The organism is Pantoea sp. GABEPS69 (assembly GCF_045780835.1).
Classification (GTDB): Bacteria; Pseudomonadota; Gammaproteobacteria; order Enterobacterales; family Enterobacteriaceae; genus Pantoea; species Pantoea septica.
On the sequence record NZ_CP118618.1, the window covers coordinates 3316213 to 3336740 of the forward strand.

Annotated in this window: 17 protein-coding genes; 10 read left to right on the top strand and 7 right to left on the bottom strand. The window is 62.0% G+C overall.

Going from position 1 to position 20528, the window contains the following annotated elements; genetic code table 11:
• Positions 1-20: 20 nt before the first annotated feature.
• The 3 genes from fhuA to hrpB all read right to left on the bottom strand — a co-directional run bounded on the left by fhuA (position 21) and on the right by hrpB (position 7546).
• A complete protein-coding gene (fhuA, locus tag PVE98_RS16255) occupies positions 21-2219 on the bottom strand; it encodes a ferrichrome porin FhuA (RefSeq protein ID WP_096072602.1) in 2199 nt (732 codons plus the stop codon).
• 193 nt (positions 2220-2412) lie between these two features.
• Complete coding sequence (gene mrcB / locus PVE98_RS16260; RefSeq protein WP_096072601.1) at positions 2413-4965, bottom strand: bifunctional glycosyl transferase/transpeptidase; 2553 nt, start codon at positions 4963-4965, stop codon at positions 2413-2415.
• A gap of 97 nt (positions 4966-5062) precedes the next feature.
• Entirely contained in the window at positions 5063-7546 is a 2484-nt protein-coding gene (hrpB, locus tag PVE98_RS16265; RefSeq protein WP_096072600.1) for an ATP-dependent helicase HrpB, read from the bottom strand.
• A gap of 36 nt (positions 7547-7582) precedes the next feature.
• Here hrpB and thpR point away from each other — a divergent pair, with 36 nt between their 5' ends.
• From thpR to panD, 9 genes are all read left to right on the top strand, one after another.
• Complete coding sequence (gene thpR / locus PVE98_RS16270; RefSeq protein WP_407568523.1) at positions 7583-8137, top strand: RNA 2',3'-cyclic phosphodiesterase; 555 nt, start codon at positions 7583-7585, stop codon at positions 8135-8137.
• Positions 8116-8820: a DNA/RNA nuclease SfsA gene (gene sfsA / locus PVE98_RS16275; RefSeq protein ID WP_096072599.1), complete on the top strand. Its 705-nt coding sequence runs from the start codon at positions 8116-8118 to the stop codon at positions 8818-8820. Before thpR ends, sfsA begins: the two co-directional genes overlap by 22 nt.
• Positions 8821-9106: 286 nt before the next feature.
• Positions 9107-9562 (top strand): RNA polymerase-binding protein DksA, encoded by a 456-nt coding sequence (gene dksA, locus PVE98_RS16280; protein ID WP_033749555.1) that lies wholly within the window; start codon positions 9107-9109, stop codon positions 9560-9562.
• Positions 9563-9631: 69 nt separating this feature from the next.
• Positions 9632-10561 (top strand): tRNA glutamyl-Q(34) synthetase GluQRS, encoded by a 930-nt coding sequence (gene gluQRS / locus PVE98_RS16285; RefSeq protein WP_096072598.1) that lies wholly within the window; start codon positions 9632-9634, stop codon positions 10559-10561.
• A 39-nt stretch (positions 10562-10600) separates the two neighbouring features.
• Positions 10601-12022 carry a polynucleotide adenylyltransferase PcnB gene (gene pcnB / locus PVE98_RS16290; RefSeq protein WP_222707493.1) on the top strand — a complete coding sequence of 474 codons (1422 nt, stop codon included), beginning with the start codon at positions 10601-10603 and terminating at the stop codon, positions 12020-12022.
• Positions 12019-12504, top strand: coding sequence for a 2-amino-4-hydroxy-6-hydroxymethyldihydropteridine diphosphokinase (gene folK / locus PVE98_RS16295; RefSeq protein WP_033749551.1), 486 nt, complete (start codon positions 12019-12021; stop codon positions 12502-12504). The genes pcnB and folK overlap by 4 nt, the downstream gene beginning before the upstream one ends.
• 88 nt (positions 12505-12592) lie before the next feature.
• The gene (gene panB, locus PVE98_RS16300) at positions 12593-13387 is read left to right on the top strand and encodes a 3-methyl-2-oxobutanoate hydroxymethyltransferase (protein WP_096072596.1); all 795 of its coding nucleotides are present in this window, start codon (positions 12593-12595) and stop codon (positions 13385-13387) included.
• Positions 13388-13402: 15 nt separating this feature from the next.
• Positions 13403-14257 carry a pantoate--beta-alanine ligase gene (gene panC, locus PVE98_RS16305; protein ID WP_033749549.1) on the top strand — a complete coding sequence of 285 codons (855 nt, stop codon included), beginning with the start codon at positions 13403-13405 and terminating at the stop codon, positions 14255-14257.
• Between the two features lie 37 nt (positions 14258-14294).
• On the top strand, positions 14295-14675 hold the full coding sequence (panD, locus tag PVE98_RS16310; RefSeq protein WP_033749547.1) for an aspartate 1-decarboxylase: 381 nt from the start codon (positions 14295-14297) through the stop codon (positions 14673-14675).
• 180 nt (positions 14676-14855) lie between these two features.
• On the opposite strand, the gene PVE98_RS16315 is transcribed toward panD, so the two are convergent.
• The 3 genes from PVE98_RS16315 to hpt all read right to left on the bottom strand — a co-directional run bounded on the left by PVE98_RS16315 (position 14856) and on the right by hpt (position 17306).
• Entirely contained in the window at positions 14856-15626 is a 771-nt protein-coding gene (locus PVE98_RS16315) for an ABC transporter permease (RefSeq protein ID WP_096072594.1), read from the bottom strand.
• The gene (locus PVE98_RS16320; protein WP_033749543.1) at positions 15623-16546 is read right to left on the bottom strand and encodes an ABC transporter ATP-binding protein; all 924 of its coding nucleotides are present in this window, start codon (positions 16544-16546) and stop codon (positions 15623-15625) included. The genes PVE98_RS16315 and PVE98_RS16320 overlap by 4 nt, the downstream gene beginning before the upstream one ends.
• Positions 16547-16769: 223 nt before the next feature.
• Positions 16770-17306: a hypoxanthine phosphoribosyltransferase gene (gene hpt / locus PVE98_RS16325; protein WP_071997496.1), complete on the bottom strand. Its 537-nt coding sequence runs from the start codon at positions 17304-17306 to the stop codon at positions 16770-16772.
• A gap of 270 nt (positions 17307-17576) precedes the next feature.
• Here hpt and PVE98_RS16330 point away from each other — a divergent pair, with 270 nt between their 5' ends.
• Entirely contained in the window at positions 17577-18860 is a 1284-nt protein-coding gene (locus tag PVE98_RS16330; protein ID WP_096072593.1) for a cystathionine gamma-synthase family protein, read from the top strand.
• Here PVE98_RS16330 and cueO read toward each other — a convergent pair whose 3' ends face one another.
• A complete protein-coding gene (cueO, locus tag PVE98_RS16335) occupies positions 18861-20453 on the bottom strand; it encodes a multicopper oxidase CueO (protein ID WP_313620202.1) in 1593 nt (530 codons plus the stop codon).
• Positions 20454-20528: the final 75 nt, after the last annotated feature.

The window sequence follows — 20528 nt, forward strand, 5'->3', positions numbered from 1 at the left end:
CGCCGCGGCGCCCGGTTGTATCAGAAACGGAAAGTGGCGGTGCCGACGATTTGACGCTCTGCGCCCCAGTAGCAGGCGTAGTCGCGGTAACAGCTGGCGACATAGTCGCGGTCGAACAGATTTTTCACGTTGACGCCCACCGACGAGCCAGGCAGACCGAAGCGGCCAAGGTCATATTTCAGCATCGCATCCACCGTGGTGTATCCGGCGACGTCGAAGTTCTGGTTGTTTTGCGTGCCGGTGCTGTAAAGCCCTTTGCTTTCGCCGACGTAACGCACGCCTGCGCCGACGGTAACGCCGGAAAGCGCGGTCTCATGGAAGGTATAATCGGCCCAGAGCGACGCCATATGCTTAGGCACCTGCACCGGCGTACGGCCGCGTAATTTATTGTCTTCGGTATATTCCGCGTCGGTATAGGTGTAGGCGGCCGTCAGGTCGATATTGGCGTTTAGCGCCGCTTTGGCTTCCAGCTCAACGCCGCGCGAACGGATTTCGCCGCTCTGCACGCTGAAGGATGAATTTACCGGGTCCGCCGTCAGGTTTTTGGTCTTGGTCAGCTGATAAAGCGCGGCGGTTAACGTAATCGGGCGATCCTTCGGCACATACTTCACGCCCGCCTCATACTGTTTCGCGCGCGACGGATCGAAGGCCTGCCCTTCATAGGTAGAACCGGAGTTGGGAATAAAGGCTTCGCTGTAGCTGAAGTAAGGCGCGATGCCGTTATCGAATACGTAGTTCAGACCGCCGCGCCAGGTAAAGGCCTGATCGTTCTGGCGGTCGGTTGTTCCTTTATAACGATCGTATACCGACGTCATGGCGTAATCGTAGCGGCCGCCCAGCGTCAGCACCCAACGATTCCACTCCATCTGATCCTGCGCATACAGGCCGGTCTGACGCTGTTTATTAAGATGCTGATAGGGATCGAACGGGATACTGCTCTCATCGCCATACTGCGGATTAACGGCGTTCAGGCTGCTGGCGGTGCCAAACTGCGCATCAATATCGTTGCGCGTGCGCTGGAAATCCACGCCCAGCAGCAGGGTATGATCCAGCGCGCCGGTGGCGAATTTCGCCTGCGCCTGGGTATCGACGGCGAACTGATTCAGCCTCTCCTGCGACACTGCGGAAGCACGCGTAATCGACTGCGTAGCGGCGTCGAAGCCGTTGCCGTAAATGCTGCGGTAGTCGGTGCGCAGATCGGCGTAGCGCAGGTTCTGGCGCACCGTCCAGGTGTCGTTGAAGCTGTGCTCAGCGTTGTAGCCCACCATTTTGGTGTTGCGCGAAATTTTATTGCTCTGCTCGCCTTCGTCGAAATTGGTCGGCAGTTTGTACTCGCTGCCGTCCGCGCGCGTAATCGGCACCACCGTGCCCTGACGCGGCAGCCAGCCGTAATAGCCGGTCTCCGGCTCATTCTGGAAATAGGTCAGCAGGTCGAAACGGGTATTCGCGTCCGGGCGCCAGCTAAACGCGGGCGCAATGGTATAGCGCTTCTCTTTGTTGCTCTCCTGCTGCGCGTCGGCGCTGCGCGCGAGGCCGGTCAGACGGTAGCTGTAGACGCCGTCGTCATCCAGCGCGCCGCCGAAATCGAATCCGGTCGAGAAGAGGTTGTCGCTGCCCATCTGAAACTGCACTTCGCGCAGCGTTTCCTGGGTCGGGCGCTTGCTCACCAGCGCCACCACGCCGCCGGGATTGCTCTTGCCGTAGAGCACCGAAACCGGGCCGCGCAGCAGCTCGGCGCGCTCAAGGAAGTAAGGATCGATGGCGAATTCGGAATAGTTGTCGCCCTGCAGCTTCAGGCCGTCAAGATACTGGTTGGTGTTGGTTTCGCTGAAGCCGCGAATCGACAGCGCGTCGATCACCTGCGAGCTGCCGCGGTTGCCGGTCAGTACGCCCGGCGTGTAGTTGAATGCCTCTTTTACCGTGGTTATCTGCCGCTTTTCCATCTCTTCGCGCGTGACCACCGAAACCGACTGCGGGTTTTTCTCGATCGGGGTGTCAGTTTTGGTGCCGGTGGCGCTCTGTTTCGCGGCGATGGTCGGCGCCGGGCCCCACGCGCTCTCCTGCGCCGCGCCGGAGGGGGCGTCCGCCGAAACCACTAGCGTCTCCTCAGCCAGCGCGGAGGCGCTCGCTGAACCCAAAATCACGGCAATGCTCAAAGCCAGCGGGCGGCGGAAAAAAACGCCGCGCAGATAACAAGGAAAAGTCGTTCGCGCATTCATAGTAGTGTCTCTTGAATAAAGTAGTCGGCAGGCGAATGGAAACGAGAATGATTATTATGCCGAATGGATTCTAGGCGAAACGCTTTGCTTTCTGCAAGGGATAATCCCGCGCGCAGCGCCGCCTGGCGGCCATTCGCGCAGTATTGATCGGGCACAAAAAAAGGGCGCCGTAGCGCCCTTTTTAACCGACGGTTTAGTTGCCGCCGAACATATCTTTGATCCAGCCCGCGACGCCGTCGCCTTCTTTCTTCTCCGGCTGCTGCTGCTGTTGTTGCTGCTGCATCTGCTGCTGATTTTGCTGCTGGTTCTGCTGCTCCTGCAACTGCTGCTGTTGCTGCTGGAACAGCTGTTGCTGCTGCTGGCAGAGCGCGTCGGGATCGAGCGACCATACCGGCAGCGAGCGCCAGGTGCTGCTGCCGTTGCCGCAGACGAAGTTGCCAGCGGAATCGACGTTCATCATCGAGACATCTTCCGGCGGCGTCAGCACCAGCGGCATCGGCGCCTGGTTATCCAGGTAGCGGCGGTAGATCTGCATCGCGCCGCTGGCGCCGTACAGCTTGCTCGGCTGGTTATTGTCGCGGCCCACCCAGGTAATGGCGACCTCTTTACCGTCGACCCCGGCGAACCAGCTGTCGATCAGGTCGTTGGTGGTGCCGGTTTTGCCCGCCAGATGCGCCTTCGGATAACGCGCGCCCAGCGCGCGCGCCGTACCGTGATCGGCGACCTGCTGCATGGTGTAGAGCGTCAGATAGGCGGCCTGCGCCGGCTCGACGCGCTGCGCCTGCGGGAAGCTCTGAAAGAGCACGGTGCCGTCTTCAGCAATCACCGAGCGTACCGCCGACAGCGAGGCGCGGTTGCCGCCGCTGGCGATCGACTGGAACGCCTGCGCGACTTCGATCGGCGTCAGGTTAAGCGCGCCGAGCAGCATCGACGGCACCGGGTTGAGCTGATCTTTCGGCACGCCCAGTTTGGTCCAGGTATCCACTACCGCGTCCAGCCCCAGCGTCATGCCGAGATTGACCGTCGGCACGTTCATGGAGTTGGTCAGCGCGTCCACCAGCATCACCTTGCCGCTAAAGCGACGATCGTCGTTCATCGGTTTCCAGACGGTGCCGTTCGGCTGCTTCAGCGCGATCGGTTCATCGGCGATCCAGCTGTTGAGACGATAGGTGTTCGGCTGGCTGAGCGCGGTCAGATAGGTCGCCGGTTTCGCCAGCGAGCCGATAGAGCGACGCGCCTGCAGCGCGCGGTTATAGCCGGCGAACTGCGGATCGGCGCCGCCGACCATGGCGCGCACTTCGCCGCTGAAGCGATCGACCACCACCATCGCGGTTTCCAGATCTTTCAGGCCGCGCTGTTTTTTCAGCGCCGGAATGCCGTCGAGCACCGCTTTTTCCGCCGCGTCCTGCGAGACCGGATCGAGCGTGGTGAAGATCTTCACGCCGGAGAGATCTTTGACCTTGTCGCCCAGCTTCGCCTGCAGCTCGTTACGCACCATCTGCATAAAGGCGGGCTGCGGCGTGATGACGCCGCCCTTCGGCTGCACGCCGAGCGGGCGCGCCGAGAGCATGTCGTAGAGCTCCTGGTCGATCACCTTCTGCTGCTGCAGCAGGCGCAGCACCAGATTGCGTCGCTCCAGCGCCAGCTTCGGATTACGCCACGGGTTATAGAGCGAGGCGCCTTTCACCATGCCCACCAGCATCGCCTGCTGATCGAGGCTCAGCTCGTCGACCGGACGGCCGAAGTAGTAGAGGCTCGCCAGCGGGAAGCCGCGGATCTGGTCGTTGCCTGCCTGGCCAAGATAGACCTCGTTCAGGTAGAGCTCCAGAATGCGGTCCTTGCTGTAGCGCGCGTCCATAATCACCGCCATATAGGCTTCGCGCGCTTTACGCCACAGTGAACGCTCGTTGGTCAGGAACAGGTTTTTCACCAGCTGCTGCGTCAGGGTACTGCCGCCCTGCACCGCTTTCCCGGCCGTGATATTGGCGAGGAAGGCGCGGCCGATAGAGTAAGGGCTGATGCCGTCATGCTCGTAGAAATGACGGTCTTCGGTCGCGATCAGCGTATCGACCAGCAGATCCGGGAAGCCGGCGCGCGGCACGAACAGGCGCTGCTCGCCGTTCGGCGACTGCAGCATGGTGATCAGGCGCGGATCGAGACGGAAGAAGCCGAAGTCGCGGCCGGAATCGAGGTTTTTAATCTCGCCCAGCTCATCGCCGTCGAACACCATCTGGGCGTGCACCTGACCCTCTTTGCTGTCCGGGAAGTCGAACGGACGGCGCAGCAGATCGATGGTGTTGCCTTTAACCGAGAACTCGCCGGGACGCGTGATGCGCGACACCTCGCGATACTGCGTGCCTTCCAGCAGCGCGATCATCTCTTTCTTGTTGTAGGCCATGCCTGGTTCCAGGCTGACCATGCGGCCGTAGACGGTCGCGGGCAGCTGCCACACTTTGCCGTCGATGCGGGCGCGGATCTCCGAGTCGAGGTAGACGCCCCAGGCGGCCATAATCACCACAAACACGAGGAACAGCTTGATCAGCCAGCCTAGCCAGCGACGCTTCCCGCGCGGCGGACGCTTTCCTTTACTTTTACGCGGCACAGGCGCTTTCTCCTCAACTTCATCGGCAAAATCATCATTTTCAAAATCGTCTTCATCCCTGCGGCGACCCCGACGCGTAGCGTTACGCGGCGGCTTGGGTTGTTTTCCTTTGCGCCCAATGGGTTCGCGATCGTTCCCAGACATTGGTTTCATTCTCCAGGCATTACGTTGGCTGCGCCGATACTCTAGCGGCTTTTACCTTTTCCGCATGGCGGAACCCTCTGAAATCGATCCAGTCGGCTCAACCTTGCGGGGAATATTTTTTGGTGCGCTTTGTGGGCAGCGCGCTGGCCGGATCGTCGGGCCAGGGATGGCGGGGATAGCGCCCTTTCATCTCTTTCTGCACCTCCGGATAAGCGCCGCGCCAGAAGGCGGCCAGATCGCGGGTAATCTGCAACGGCCGCTGCGCGGGCGACAGCAGTTCCAGCACCAGCGGCACGCGCCCTTCCGCCACGGCGGGATTGCTCGCCTCGCCGAACATCTCCTGAATGCGCACCGCCAGCGCGGGCGGCTTATCGGCATGGTAGCGAATGGGCAGCCGGCTGCCGGTCGGCACAGTGTAATGAGTTGGCAGCGCACTATCCAGCCGCTGGCGTTGCGACCATGTGAGCAAATGTAATAGCGCGCTGACAAGGTTGACCGCCTGCAGCGATTTCAGATCGCGCACCGCGCCCATCTCCGGCAGCAGCCAGCGGTCGAGCGTTGCCAGCAGCGACTCGTCGTCCACGGCGGGCCATTTCTCTTCAGGCAGCCAGTGCGCGGCGCACTGCAGCCGCACGCGCAGCTGCTGCGCCGCCTCGCTCCAGCCCAGCACGCCCAAACCTTTTTGCGCCACCCAGCGTAATATTGCGGCGTGCAGCACCTCGGGTTCCGGACGCGCCATCGGCTGCGCCTTCAGCACCAGCGCGCCGATCTGCTCGCGGCGCAGCGCGCGCAGCGTGCCCTTCTCTTCGTCCCACTCGACTTCGGCGCGCACCTCTACCAGCTCCGGCCGCGCCTGACGCAGCGCGTCGATATCGATCGGCAGCGCCAGCAGCATGCGCGCATCCGGCGCCGCGCTGCCCTGCAGCAGGGCGGGCGCGATCAGCCATTCGTAGCGGTTCAGCCCCTCTTGCGCATCCAGCATCGCGCCCAGGCCGTTGGCGAGCTGGTAGCGGCCGCCACTGTCGCGGCGCTGCGCCAGTCGGTCGCCGAAGCCCGCCGCCAGCAGCGCGGGAAAGCGATCTTCATCGACGCGGCCGCCGCTGACGCCGAGCCGCGTCTGCCACTGCTTCGCGCGCCGCAGCCACTGCGGCTGCGGGCGATGCAGCGCGTCGCGCAGATCGGGCGAGCCGCTGCGCGGCGGATCTTCCAGAATCGCCACCAGCAGCGCGGCGCTGGCGGCCGCGTCGGGCTCCTGGCCGGCGGCGCAAAGCACGGCGCTGAGGCGCGGATCGCCGCCGAGCTGCGCCATGCGGCGTCCCGTCGCGCTCAGCTTGCCGCTGTCGTCCAGCGCGCCAAGCCGGCTAAGCAGCTCGCGCGCCGCGCGCAGGTGTTTTTCCGGCGGCGCATCGAGCCAGGTCAGCTGATCCGGCTGCTGGCAGCCCCACTGCAGCAGCTCGATCCACAGCGCAGCGAGATCGCTGTGCATGATTTCCGCTTCGCTCTGCGCGGCGGCGCGCGACGCCTGCTCTTCAGGGATCAGATGCAGGCAGATGCCGGGCATCAGACGACCGGCGCGACCGGCGCGCTGCGTCATCGACGCCTGGCTGACGCGCTGGGTCAGCAGCCGCGTCACGCCGCTGCGCGCGTCGAACTGCGCGACGCGCTCCAGCGCGCTGTCCACCACCAGCCGGATGCCTTCGATGGTCAGGCTGGTTTCAGCGATATTGGTGGCGAGCACCACTTTGCGGCGCCCTTCCGGCGCGGGCAGGATTGCGCGGCGCTGCGCCGCCAGCGGTAGCGCGCCATAGAGCGGCGTCAAATCGACGTTGTCCGCTACGCGCGACTCCAGCTCGCGCTTCACCCGCTCAATCTCCGCCACGCCGGGCAGAAACAGCAGCAGCGAGCCGCTCTCTTCGCGCAGCAGCTGCGCCGTTTCGCGCGCCACCGCCTCTTCAAAGCGCAGCGTGGCGCTGAGCGAGGCGAAGCGACGCGTCACCGGATAGCTGCGTCCTTCGGAGACGATCAGCGGCGCGTCGGGCAGCAGCGCCGAGAGGCGCGCGTTGTCGAGTGTCGCCGACATCAAGAGGATTTTCAGATCGTCCCGCAGCCCTTGCTGCACATCGAGCAGCAGCGCTAGCGCCAGATCCGCCTGCAGGCTGCGCTCGTGGAATTCGTCGAGGATCACCAGCGACACGCCGCTTAGCTCAGGATCGCGCTGCAGCATGCGCGTCAGGATGCCTTCCGTCACCACCTCCAGCCGGGTGGACGGCCCGACGCAGTTCTCGCCGCGCATGCGGAAGCCGACGGTGGCGCCGGGCTGCTCGCCGAGCTGCTCCGCCAGGCGCTGCGCCACGTTGCGCGCCGCCAGCCGACGCGGCTCCAGCATAATAATGCGGCCCGGCAGGTTCGCCTGCCGCAGCAGCTGCAGCGGCAGCCAGGTCGATTTGCCCGCGCCGGTCGGGGCCGCCAGCAGAATTTGCGGCGCGGCGTCGAGCGCCTGAAGCAGGTCGGGCAGCACGGCGCTGACCGGTAAATCACTCACGGCAAACTCCCGTTCAGCCTGTGTTAAGATGGCGCGCATTGTAGCACTCATCCGCGAGGATTGCCGGAGACCGCCATGGAGACGCAACGCCTGTTTTTTGGCATAGGGCTGCCTGACGCGCTGCAGCAGCAGCTGGTGCGCTGGCGCGCCGATAGCTTCGCCGACGACGCCGGCCGCCCCATCGTCGCGGCCAATCTGCACCTGACGCTCGCCTTTCTCGGCGAGGTGAAAAGCGAGACCGCGCAGAAGCTGCAACAGCTGGCGGCGCGCATTCAGCAGCCCGCCTTCGATATCGATCTCGACGACGCCGGCCACTGGCCGCGTCCAGGCGTGGTGTGGATCGGCTGTCGGCGGCCGCCGCGCGGCCTGCTGCAGCTCGCCGATCTGCTGCGCGCCCAGGCGGCGCGCCACGGCTGCGCCCAGAGCGCACAGCCGTTTCATCCGCACGTCACGCTGCTGCGCGACGCCGCATCGCGCATCGCGCTGCCGCCGCGCGACTTTCACTGGCGCTTTCGCGTCGACCATTTCTCGCTGTTTTCCTCGCACTACGCGCGGGGCCGCACGCGCTATCAGGCGCTGGCGAGCTGGCCGCTGACCTCTGGAGCGCTATGCTGTTTTCACCGCCGTTAAAGTCCGCCCGACTGATTGCCCGCTATAAACGTTTTCTCGCCGACGTGGTGACGCCGGAAGGAGAAACCCTGACGATCCACTGCGCCAACACCGGCGCGATGACCGGCTGCGCCACGCCGGGCGATACGGTGTGGTACTCCACCTCCGACAGCCTGACGCGCAAATATCCGCACAGCTGGGAGCTGACCGAAACGCAGCAGGCCCACTGGATCTGCATCAATACGCTGCGCGCGAATCAGCTGGTTAAAGAGGCGCTGCTCGCCGCTGCAATTCCGGAATTAGCGGGCTATGAGCGCTGCCAGGCTGAAGTCAGGTATGGCGAGGAAAAGAGCCGAATCGATTTCCTGCTTCAGGCAGGCGGCAGACGCAACTGCTATATTGAAGTCAAGTCCGTGACCCTTTTACATCAAGGAAAAGGCTATTTTCCGGATGCGGTGACGGTCCGAGGCCAGAAGCACCTGCGCGAGCTAAGCGCCGTCGCGGCTGCCGGCCATCGGGCTGTTTTGTTGTTTGCGGTTCTGCACTCGGGGATTGAGGACGTCTCCCCCGCGCGTCACATCGATGCACGTTACGCAGACCAACTGGTCCAGGCGCAGCAGGACGGCGTAGAGATTTTGGCGTATCGCGCGGATTTATCACCGGCAGGCCTGTTTCTGAAAAAGCCGGTTGCCGTAACCTTGTAATATCTTTTGCAAATTGTTGTGGTATGAATGGTTAACGCGAGGCGCCAAATACGCTGTTCCTCACAGGCTTGTCAAGGTGCGATCATCAATAATTGCCAACCTTGACTGCTTCTGTTATTTATAGCGGCCTGTTTTTCCCCGTAGGGGGATCGATGTACCCATTTGCGGCAACGCGGCGAAATCCGCCAGGCAAAATGTAGCCCACTGGCTACACTCATCCGCCTGACGCCTAATCGCTGGCGCTGAACCACAAAAGGTATAGTGCGTGTTATCCAGGAGAAACAACATGCAAGAAGGGCAAAACCGTAAAACATCGTCCCTGAGTATTCTCGCCATCGCTGGGGTGGAGCCATACCAGGAGAAGCCGGGCGAAGAGTATATGAACGAAGCCCAGCTGCAACATTTTCGCAAGATTCTGGAAGCCTGGCGCAATCAGCTGCGTGATGAAGTTGACCGCACCGTCTCGCATATGCAGGACGAAGCGGCGAACTTCCCGGATCCGGTTGACCGTGCCGCGCAGGAAGAGGAATTCAGCCTTGAACTGCGTAACCGCGACCGCGAGCGTAAGCTGATCAAGAAGATCGAGAAGACGCTGAAGAAAGTCGAAGATGACGACTTCGGCTACTGCGAGTCCTGCGGCGTGGAAATCGGCATCCGCCGTCTGGAAGCGCGTCCGACCGCCGATCTTTGCATCGACTGCAAGACGCTGGCAGAAATCCGCGAAAAACAGATGGCTGGCTAACGCCACGCCTGACTCACCGCACTGCGGAAAGCACGTTGTTGTGCCGCTGTGCGGTGACTTTTAAAGCCTGTGTCTACGCATCCCTGCATCGGGCGTTTCGCCCCCTCGCCTTCCGGCGATCTCCATTTCGGCTCGCTGATTGCCGCCCTTGGCAGCTATCTGAGCGCGCGCGCGCAAAACGGCCGCTGGCTGGTGCGCATCGAAGATATCGATCCGCCGCGCGAAGTCCCCGGCGCCGCCACGCGCATTCTGCATCAGCTGGAGCACTACGGCCTGCACTGGGACGGCGACGTTTTATGGCAGTCGCAGCGTCATGACGCCTATCGCGAGGCGCTGGCCTGGCTGCAGGCGCATCGCCAGAGCTATTACTGCACCTGCACGCGTCGCCGCATCCAGCAGATCGGCGGATTCTATGACGGCCACTGTCGCGATCGCCATCTGGGGCCGGAGAACGCCGCGCTGCGGCTACGCCAGCACGCGCCGGTTTTTAGCTTCGACGATCGGCTGCGCGGCCATTTAGCGGTGGATGCGCGCCTGGCGCAGGAAGATTTTATTATCCATCGCCGCGACGGCCTGTTCGCCTACAACCTTGCGGTGGTGGTCGACGACCATTTTCAGGGCGTGACGGAGATCGTGCGCGGCGCGGATTTGATTGAGCCGACGGTGCGGCAGACCGCCCTGTATCAGCAGTTCGGCTGGCCGCTGCCTGCATATTTGCATTTGCCGCTGGCGATCAATCCCGACGGCAATAAACTGTCGAAGCAGAATCATGCCCCTTCGCTGCCCGCCGGCGACCCGCGACCGCTGCTGGTGCAGGCGCTACGTTTTTTGGGGCAGCCTGTCGCAACAGGATGGGAAGACGAAACGCAGGAGAAACTGCTGGAAAGCGCGGTCTCGCAGTGGAATATCGCTTTGATACCCCGGGAGAACGCCCTGAAACCGGCTGAGCCGACAACACCATTCCTAAATGATTCGCAACAGGCTATGATTAGCCGCTGATTTTATTTACACCACTTTACGTCGCTGTCGAGGTGTCCCATTTTTACCCGAGTTGCTAATTTTTGCCGGAAAGTCCTCATGCGTGATGAGGAGGCGCCTGTCGAGGTTGAAACTGAGCGTCATCAGATGACCATTATCCCTCGTGAGAGCCATAACATCTCGCGCAAAGACATTAGCGAAAATGCCCTCAAGGTACTCTATCGCCTGAACAAAGCAGGCTATGAATCCTATCTGGTGGGCGGTGGCGTTCGCGACCTGCTGCTGGGTAAAAAGCCCAAGGACTTCGATATCACCACCAACGCCACGCCAGAGCAGATGCGTAAGCTGTTCCGCAACTGCCGTCTGGTCGGGCGTCGCTTCCGTCTGGCGCACGTCATGTTCGGCCCTGAGGTGATCGAAGTCGCGACCTTCCGCGGCCATCATCAGGCTGAAGAGGACGTCGAAGAGGATCGCAATCAGTCGCAGCGCGCCCAGAGCGGCATGCTGCTGCGCGACAATATCTTCGGCAGCATCGAAGACGATGCGCAGCGCCGCGATCTGACGATCAACAGCCTCTATTACAACGTCGCCGACTTTACCGTACGCGACTACGTCGGCGGCCTGCAGGATCTGCAGCAGGGCATCATTCGCCTGATTGGCGATCCCGAGACGCGCTACCGCGAAGATCCGGTGCGTATGCTGCGCGTAGTGCGCTTCGCCGCCAAGCTCGATATGACCATCGCGGCGGAAACCGCCGAACCGATCCCGCGTCTCGCCACGCTGCTGCGCGATATCCCGCCGGCGCGCCTGTTTGAAGAGGCGCTGAAGCTGCTGCAGGCGGGCTACGGCTACAGCACCTATATCAAGCTGCGCGAGTTTCAGCTGTTCCAGCCGCTGTTCCCTACCATTACGCGCAACTTCACCGAAGATGGCGATAGCTATATGGAGCGGATGGTGGCGCAGGTGCTGAAAAACACCGATAACCGCATCCACAACGATATGCGCGTCAATCCAGCCTTCCTGTTTGCGGCGATGTTCTGGTATCCGCAGCTCGAAGCGGCGCAGCGCATCGCGCAGGAGAGCGGCCTGACCTATTTCGACGCCTTCGCGATGGCGATGAACGATACGCTGGATGAAGCCTGCCGCGCGCTGGCGATCCCGAAACGCATTACCACGCTGATCCGCGATATCTGGCAGCTGCAGCTGCGCATGTCGCGCCGCCACGGCAAGCGCGCCTGGAAGCTGATGGAACATCCGAAGTTCCGCGCCGCCTACGATCTGCTGGCGCTGCGCGCCGAGGTCGAGAACAATCCGGAACTGATCCGCCTTAGCCACTGGTGGGGCGAATTCCAGGCCGCCGCGCCGACGCAGCAGAAAACCATGCTTAATACGCTGGGCGACGACCCGGCGCCGCGCCGCAAAACGCGTCGTCCGCGCCGCCGCCCCGCCGCGCCGCGCCGCGACAGCCAAAACGCGTCGTGACACGCGTTTACCTGGCGCTCGGCAGCAACCTTGCCGATCCGCTGCAACAGGTCGACGCGGCGCTGCGTGCGCTCGACGCGCTGCCGGAGACGGCGCGCGTCGCGACCTCCTCTTTCTACCGCACGCCGCCTTACGGTCCGCCGGACCAGCCCGATTACCTGAACGCGGCGGTGGCGCTGGATACCGATCTCGCGCCGGAAGCGCTGCTGGATCACACCCAGCGCATCGAGCTTGAGCACGGCCGCGTTCGCAAAGCGGAACGCTGGGGACCGCGCACGCTCGATATCGATATCCTGCTCTTCGGCCAGCAGAGCCTTAACACCCCGCGTCTGATCGTGCCGCATTACGATATGCACAACCGCGCCTTTATGCTGGTGCCGCTGCTGGAGATCGCGCCTGACGCGACGCTGCCGGACGGCCGTCCGCTGCGCGACCTGATGGCGCGCCTCGACGCCAGCGCCATTCGCCCCTGGCACGGCTGACGCCGCACAGATTGATACGTAAGAGATTTCGCTCTCCTGCGCTATCCAGTACACTGCGCCCATCTGCAATACCTGAGTTGAGAGCGCAATGAAACCCACCACTATTTCTCATCTGCGTCAGTGGAAAGCGAGCGGACGTAAGTTCGCCACACTGACCGCCTACGATTTCAGCTTTGCCCGCCTGTTCGCCGACGAAGGCATCCAGGTGATGCTGATCGGCGATTCGCTCGGCATGACCGTTCAGGGTCATGAGTCGACGCTGCCGGTTACCGTCGCTGATATCGCCTATCACACCGCCGCCGTCCGCCGCGGCGCGCCGCAGGCGCTGGTCATGGCCGACCTGCCCTTTATGAGTTACGCCACGCCGCAGCAAACCTTCGACAACGCCGCGCAGCTGATGCGCGCCGGCGCCAATATGGTGAAGCTGGAAGGCGGCGCATGGCTGGCGGAGACGGTGCGCATGCTGACCGAGCGCGCGGTGCCGGTGTGCGGCCATCTCGGCCTGACGCCGCAGTCGGTGAATATCTTCGGCGGCTATAAGGTGCAGGGCCGCGACGAGGCGGCCGCCGAGCGGCTGCTGGCTGACGCGCTGGCGCTGGAAGCCGCGGGCGCGCAGCTGATGGTGCTGGAGTGCGTGCCGGTTTCGCTGGCGCAGCGCATCACTCAGGCGCTGACGATCCCGGTTATCGGCATCGGCGCGGGCAACGTCACCGACGGCCAGATTCTGGTGATGCATGACGCCTTCGGCATTACCGGCGGCCATATCCCGAAATTTGCCAAGAACTTTCTCGCCGAGGCGGGCGACATACGCGCCGCTATCCGTCACTATATCGCCGAAGTCGAAGCGGGAACCTATCCTGCGGCTGAACACAGTTTCCAGTAATTAGGGAGCCTTACCGTGCTGATCATTGAAACGCTGCCGATGCTGCGCCGTGAAATTCGTCGCTGGCGGCAGGCAGGAAAACGCATCGCGCTGGTGCCGACCATGGGCAATCTGCATGACGGCCATTTAACGCTGGTAGACGAGGCGCGCGAGCGCGGCGATATTGTCGTGGTGTCGATTTTCGTCAACCCGATGCAGTTCGATCGCGCCGACGATCTGGCGCGCTACCCGCGCACGCTACAGGAAGATTGCGAGAAGCTGAATCGCCGCAGCGTCGATGTGGTATTCGCGCCCGCGCCGGCAGAGGTTTATCCGCACGGGCTGGCGAACCAGACCTTTGTCGAGGTGCCGGTGCTCTCGTCGCTGCTGGAAGGCGCCAGCCGTCCCGGCCATTTTCGCGGCGTCGCCACTATCGTCAGTAAGCTGTTTAATCTGGTGCAGCCCGATATCGCCTGCTTTGGCGAGAAGGATTTTCAGCAGCTGGCGATCATCCGCAAGATGGTGGCGGATATGGGCTTCGATATCGAGATTGTCGGCGTGCCGACGGTGCGCGCCAAAGACGGCCTGGCGCTCAGTTCGCGCAACGGCTACCTCACCGAAGATGAGCGTCAGCTCGCGCCGGTTCTGGCGCAGGTGATGAACGGTATGGCGGCGCGCCTCGCCAACGGCGAGCGCCATATCGAAGAGATTATTGAAGCCGCTGAGGCGGAGCTTAGCGAGAAAGGATTACGCCCGGACGGGCTTGCCATCTGCGACGCCGATACGCTGGAGCCGCTGACGGTCGAGAGCCGTCGCGCGGTGATCCTGATGGCGGCATGGCTGGGCAAAGCGCGTCTGATTGATAATCAACAGGTCGACCTCACGCAGTAAGCGCAGGTCATTGTCAGAAAGAACAATAAGGTCTTTTATGATTCGTACCGTTTTACAAGGCAAGCTGCACCGCGTGAAGGTGACCCAGGCAGATTTGAACTACGAAGGTTCCTGCGCCATCGATCAGGACTTCCTCGACGCGTCGGGCATTCTGCAATATGAGGCCATTGATATTTATAACGTTACCAACGGCCAGCGTTTTTCCACCTACGCTATCGCCGCCGAACGCGGGTCGAAGATTATTTCAGTCAACGGTGCGGCGGCGCGTTGCGCCTGCGAAGGGGATATCCTGATTATTTGCTCTTACGTGCAGGTCGAAGACGCGGAGGCGCGCCAGTGGCAGCCGAAGGTCGCCTATTTCGAAGGCGACAACGAGATGAAGCGTCTGGCGAAAGCGCTGCCGGTGCAGGTCGCCTGAAGGGGCAAGGTTCTGACGTGGGCGGCGTGAACCGATCGCAAAGACGCAAAAGACGCCATCACTGCCTGCTCGGCCCACGCCTTCCATGGCGTGGGACGCTTTGCTCTTCGGTTCACGTCGCCCACTTGTCAGGCTACTGAGCCGTCTGAAAAAAAAGCAGCCATCCGGCTGCTTTTTTTATCAGGTGCGCAGGCCGCGTCCGCGCTGGATCAGCGTGTAGACCAGAATATAAAACACCAGGATAAAGGCGATCAGCACCGACAGGGTAAACACCAGCGGCACATCGTTGATGCCGAGGAAGCCGAAGCGGAAGCCGCTGATCATATAAACAATCGGATTCAGCTTCGACACCGCCTGCCAGAACGGCGGCAGCAGCGTCAGCGAATAGAACACCCCGCCCAGATAGGTCAGCGGCGTCAGCACGAAGGTCGGGATCAGGCTGATATCGTCGAAGGTGCGCGCGAACACCGCGTTCAGCAGGCCAGCCAGCGAAAAGAGGATCGCCGTCAGCAGCAGCGTCACTGCCACCATCGCCCAGGAGTGGACGTGGAACGGCACGAAAAACAGCGAAATCGCCGTGACCAGCACCCCGACGCAGAGACCGCGCGCCACGCCGCCGCCGACATAGCCGGCGATAATAATATGCGTCGGCACCGGCGCCACCAGCAGCTCTTCAATATTGCGCTGAAACTTGGCGCTGAAGAACGACGAGGCGACGTTGGCGTAAGCGTTGGTGATCACCGCCATCATAATCAGGCCCGGCACGATAAACTGCATATAGCTGAAGCCGTGCATATCGCCGATGCGCGAGCCGATCAGGTTGCCGAAAATAATAAAATAGAGCGTCATGGTGATCACCGGCGGCACCAGCGTCTGGATCCAGATGCGCGCGAAACGGTTAATCTCCTTGGCCCAGATACTCTTCAGCGCTACCCAGTACAAATGTGTCATGCTTTCGCTCCTTTGCCCTGCACCAGGCTGACAAACAGCTCTTCCAGGCGGTTTGCTTTGTTACGCATGCTCAGTACCTGCACGCCCTGCGCGCTAAGCTGGCCAAACACGCTGTTCAGCCCCTGCTCGCGCATCACTTCGACCTCCAGCGTCGAGGCGTCCACCAGACGATACTGGAACCCTTCCAGCGTCGGCAGCGCGCTGCCCGGCGCGAGATCGAGAATAAAGGTTTCCGACTGCAGCTTGGCCAGCAGCCCCTTCATCGAGGTGTTCTCCACCAGCTCGCCGCTCTGAATAATGCCGATGTTGCGGCACAGCATCTCTGCCTCTTCCAGATAGTGCGTGGTCAAAATAATGGTGGTGCCTTTTTCGTTCAGCTCTTTCAGGAAGGTCCACATCGAACGACGCAGCTCGATATCTACGCCTGCCGTCGGTTCGTCGAGGATCAGCAGCTTCGGCTCATGCATCAGCGCGCGGGCGATCATCAGACGACGCTTCATGCCGCCGGAAAGCATCCGCGCGCGCTCGTTGCGCTTGCCCCAAAGATCGAGCTGCGTCAGATACTTCTCTGCGCGCTGCTGCGCCTCGCGGCGCTCAACGCCGTAGTAGCCCGCCTGATTCACCACGATCTGCAGCACGGTCTCGAACGGGTTGAAGTTGAACTCCTGCGGCACCAGGCCGAGCTGGCGTTTGGCGTTGACCACCTCTTTTTCCAGGTCGTAGCCGAACACGCGCACGCTGCCGCCAGATTTGTTCACCAGCGAACTGATAATCCCGATGGTGGTCGATTTGCCCGCGCCGTTTGGTCCCAGCAGCGCATAAAAATCGCCGGCTTCGACGTTAAGATCTATCCCTTTCAGCGCCTGTACGCCGCCGGAATAGGTCTTGGTCAGCCGGGAAAGTTCCAGTGCATAAGTCATTCCGAATCCATATCCTGTTTTAATGTCGGTGTGTCGCGATGGACATAGCGAGCCGCTGGCTGACGCGATGTCGCCGCAACGTTGCTACTTATGATGAGCCACCCTGAGCGTAAAATCTTCCTGGATGGGCATTTTTTTGCGGAGGTGAAGGCTGAACTCCTGAATCGGAGCACAGCCTACACCAGGCTGAGGCGGTCAGCCTTGGAAGATTGTGCGGTCAGGCTCAGGATTCGAGCGGCACCACTTTGCCGATATAGGGCAGATGACGATAGCGCTGGGCGTAGTCGATGCCGAAGCCGACCACGAACTCGTCAGGAATGGCGAAGCCGACATATTCCACCGTCACGTCCACTTCGCGACGCTCGGGCTTATCCAGCAGCGTGCAGATGGCGAGGGACTTCGGCTCGCGCAGGCGCAGGATCTCACGCACCTTGCTCAGCGTGTTGCCGGAGTCGATGATATCTTCGACAATCAGCACATCTTTGCCGCGAATATCTTCGTCGAGATCTTTGAGGATTTTCACGTCGCGCGAGCTGGACATGCCGCTGCCGTAGCTGGAGGCGGTCATAAAGTCGACTTCGTGGGGCACCTCGACGGCGCGGCAGAGATCGGCCATAAACATAAAGGAGCCGCGCAGCAGCCCGACCAGCACCATCTCGCTGCCGCTGTCGCGATAGCGCTCGGAAATCTCTTTACCCAGTTCGGCAATGCGCGTTGCGATCGCCTCTTCGGAAATCATCACTTCAACAGTATGTTTCAAAACCTGTACTTCTCGTTGATTTTAAAGGGATCGTCCATCCTAGCAGCGGATGAACAGAGAGAACCCGCTCAGACCTGAGCGGGTAGCGATTTGCAGGAGAGTATCACAGCTTGCCAGACGCGGCGAGATGCAGCGCTAAGGCGCCGCCAGCCTCATCGTGCCTGGATGATATAAACTTAGAACTTACCGGCCTTTACCAGAACATTCCGCTGCATGTTAGCTTATGCCCAATATATCGTTACCTTACATCTGCCCTGAGCAGGAGATCCCATGTCCCACAACTCCAGTAAAAAAACCCATATTGGCGATCGTAAGCTGCATCCTGAAACCCAGATGCTGAACTACGGCTACGATCCGCGCTTGTCGGAAGGCGCGGTCAAACCGCCGGTGTTTCTGACCTCGACCTTTGTTTTCAACAGCGCCGAAGAGGGACGCGACTTCTTCGATTACGTGTCGGGACGGCGCCAACCGCCGGAAGGCAAAAGCGGCGGCCTGGTCTATTCGCGCTTTAACCATCCCAACAGCGAAATCGTCGAAGATCGCCTGGCGATTTATGAGGAAGCAGAGAGCTGCGCCCTCTTCTCGTCAGGCATGTCGGCCATCTCCACTACGCTGCTGACCTTTGCGCGCCCGGGCGATGTGATCCTCCATTCGCAGCCGCTCTACGGCGGCACCGAGACGCTGCTGAGTAAAACGCTGCACAACCTGAATATCGAGCCGGTCGGCTTCAGCGACGGCACCGATGAGGAGAAAGTGCGCGCCGCCGCGCAGAAGGCGCTGAGACTGGGGCGCGTCGCGCTGATTCTGATCGAGACGCCCGCCAACCCCACTAACAGCCTGGTGGACATCGCGCTGATCGCGCGCATCGCCGACGAGATCGGCCAGCAGCAGGGATCGCGTCCGGTAGTCGCCTGCGACAATACGCTGCTCGGCCCGCTGTTTCAGCGGCCGCTGCACTTCGGCGCCGATATCTCGCTCTACTCGCTGACCAAATATGTCGGCGGCCATTCCGATCTGATCGCCGGCGCGGCGATGGGCAGCAAAGCGCTGATTACCCAGATACGCTCGCTACGCAGCGCCATCGGCACTCAGCTCGATCCGCACTCCAGCTGGATGATCGGCCGTTCGCTGGAAACGCTGTCGCTGCGTATGGAGAAAGCCTGGCAGAACGCCGAAGCGGTGGCCGCCTTTTTGCGCGACCATGAGAAAGTGGCGAAGCTGCAGTGGCTGCCCTACCTCGACGAGAACAGCGCCGAAGGCCGCACCTTCCGCCAGCAGTGCAGCGGCGCCGGTTCGACCTTTTCGTTCGATATCGTCGGCGGACAGCCCGCCGCATTCCGCTTCCTTAACGCGCTGGCGCTGTTTAAGCAGGCGGTGAGCTTGGGCGGCACCGAGTCGCTTGCCAGCCATCCCGGCAGTACTACCCATTCCGGCGTGCCGGAGGCGGTCAGGCAGCGTATCGGCATCAGCGACGCCACGATCCGCCTCTCAATAGGCATTGAGAACGCCGGCGATCTGGTGGAGGACATTCGCCTGGCGCTCGAGAAAGCCTGATTAGCCGACTGTAAAGCCCAGCATCATGCCGGTGTCTTCATGCTCCAGCAGATGACAGTGCGCCATAAAGGCGTGTTCAGCGGCGGCGCGGTGGTCAAAGCGCACCAGCACTTCGCTGCGCCAGCCGTCGACATTGACCATATCTTTCCAGCCCTGGCGGTGCGGCGCAGGCGGCTTGCCGTTTTCTGAGAGAATGCGGAACTGCGTGCCGTGAATATGGAAAGGATGCAGCATCTTGTCGCCTTCGCCGGAGATGGTCCATTTTTCCAGCTGGCCGGGCGTCACGTTAAACATCGGCTTCGCCATATTAAAGGCCTGGCCGTTGATCTTGTTGCCGCTGTGGAAGTCATAGCCTTTGGATGCATCGCCGTGCGCGTCATGCATCGACATATCATGTCCTTCCATCTGCATCGCCTCGCCGCCGCTCTCTGCCGGCATGGCGTGATGCCCGCCCGCCTTGCCCATCGCTTTATCGCCGTAGCGCTGCATCAGCGCCGCCATGCCTTGCTGATCGAGCTGCGGATCCATCATCAGCTGGAGCCAGCGCGCGTTAGCGCCTTCCGCCGAGGGCACGGGCGGCAGTTGCACCAGGCTGTCCGGCAGCGTCGCGCTCGCCATCACGCGCAGCGGCAGGATCTGCACCAGCGGCAGCGGCTGGTCGAACGGCGCCAGCGTCATGCCCATCTGCTCAACCGGCAGCGTGACGATATCGAAGCTTTTGCCGTCGGAGGTATCGACCATCACCTCGAAGCGCTCGCCCGGCAGCAGCGGCAGCGATGCCACCTTCACCGGCTCCGCCAGCAGGCCGCCATCGCTGCCGATAACATAGAGCGGTCGGTTGTCGCTGGCGGCGATATGCAGCGAGCGCGCATTGCAGCCGTTCAGCAGGCGCAGGCGCAGCCAGCCGCGCGGCACCGCCTGCTGCGGATACTGAACGCCGTTGGTCAGCATCATATCGCCGAACCAGCCTACCGCGGCGCTCATGATGTCGAGCTGGTAGTCGATGCGGCTGCCGTCCTGAGTGAGCCGCTTGTCCTGGAAAATCAGCGGCACATCGTCCGAGCCCCACTGCGACGGCAGACGCAGCTTGTCGGTCTCATCGTCCTGCAGCAGGATCAGGCCCGCCAGCCCTTGCGCCACCTGATGGCCGGTTTTGCCATGCAGGTGCGGATGGAACCAGCAGGTGGCGGCAGGCTGATCCGGCGTGAAGCTGACCTGCCGTGCCGCGCCAGGTTCGATGCGCGCCATCGGCCCGCCGTCGACGTCGCCCGGGATCGCCAGCCCGTGCCAGTGCAGCGTGGTCGCTTCCGGCAGCCGGTTAAGGATATTGACCGTGGTCGGTTTGCCGCGACGCAGCACGATGGCCGGCCCCAGCAGCGCGCCGTTGTAGCCCCACGTCGGCACATCCTTGCCCTGCCACTGGCTGGTGCCGGTCATGGCGGTGATCTGGATCTGGCCACGTGGATCGGGCTCCAGCCTTGAAGGAACCGGCAGCAGCGGGCGGCTGACCGCCATCAGGGATCGACTCCAGAGCGGCAGCGCCCCGGCTGCGCTCAGCGCGGCGGTCAGCTTAAGAAAGTGGCGACGATGCATAGCTTATTCATCCGTGTGATAAGGGGATCACAGCCTAAACCCTTCCCCTGCGGGAGGGTCAAGCTCTTGATAGCG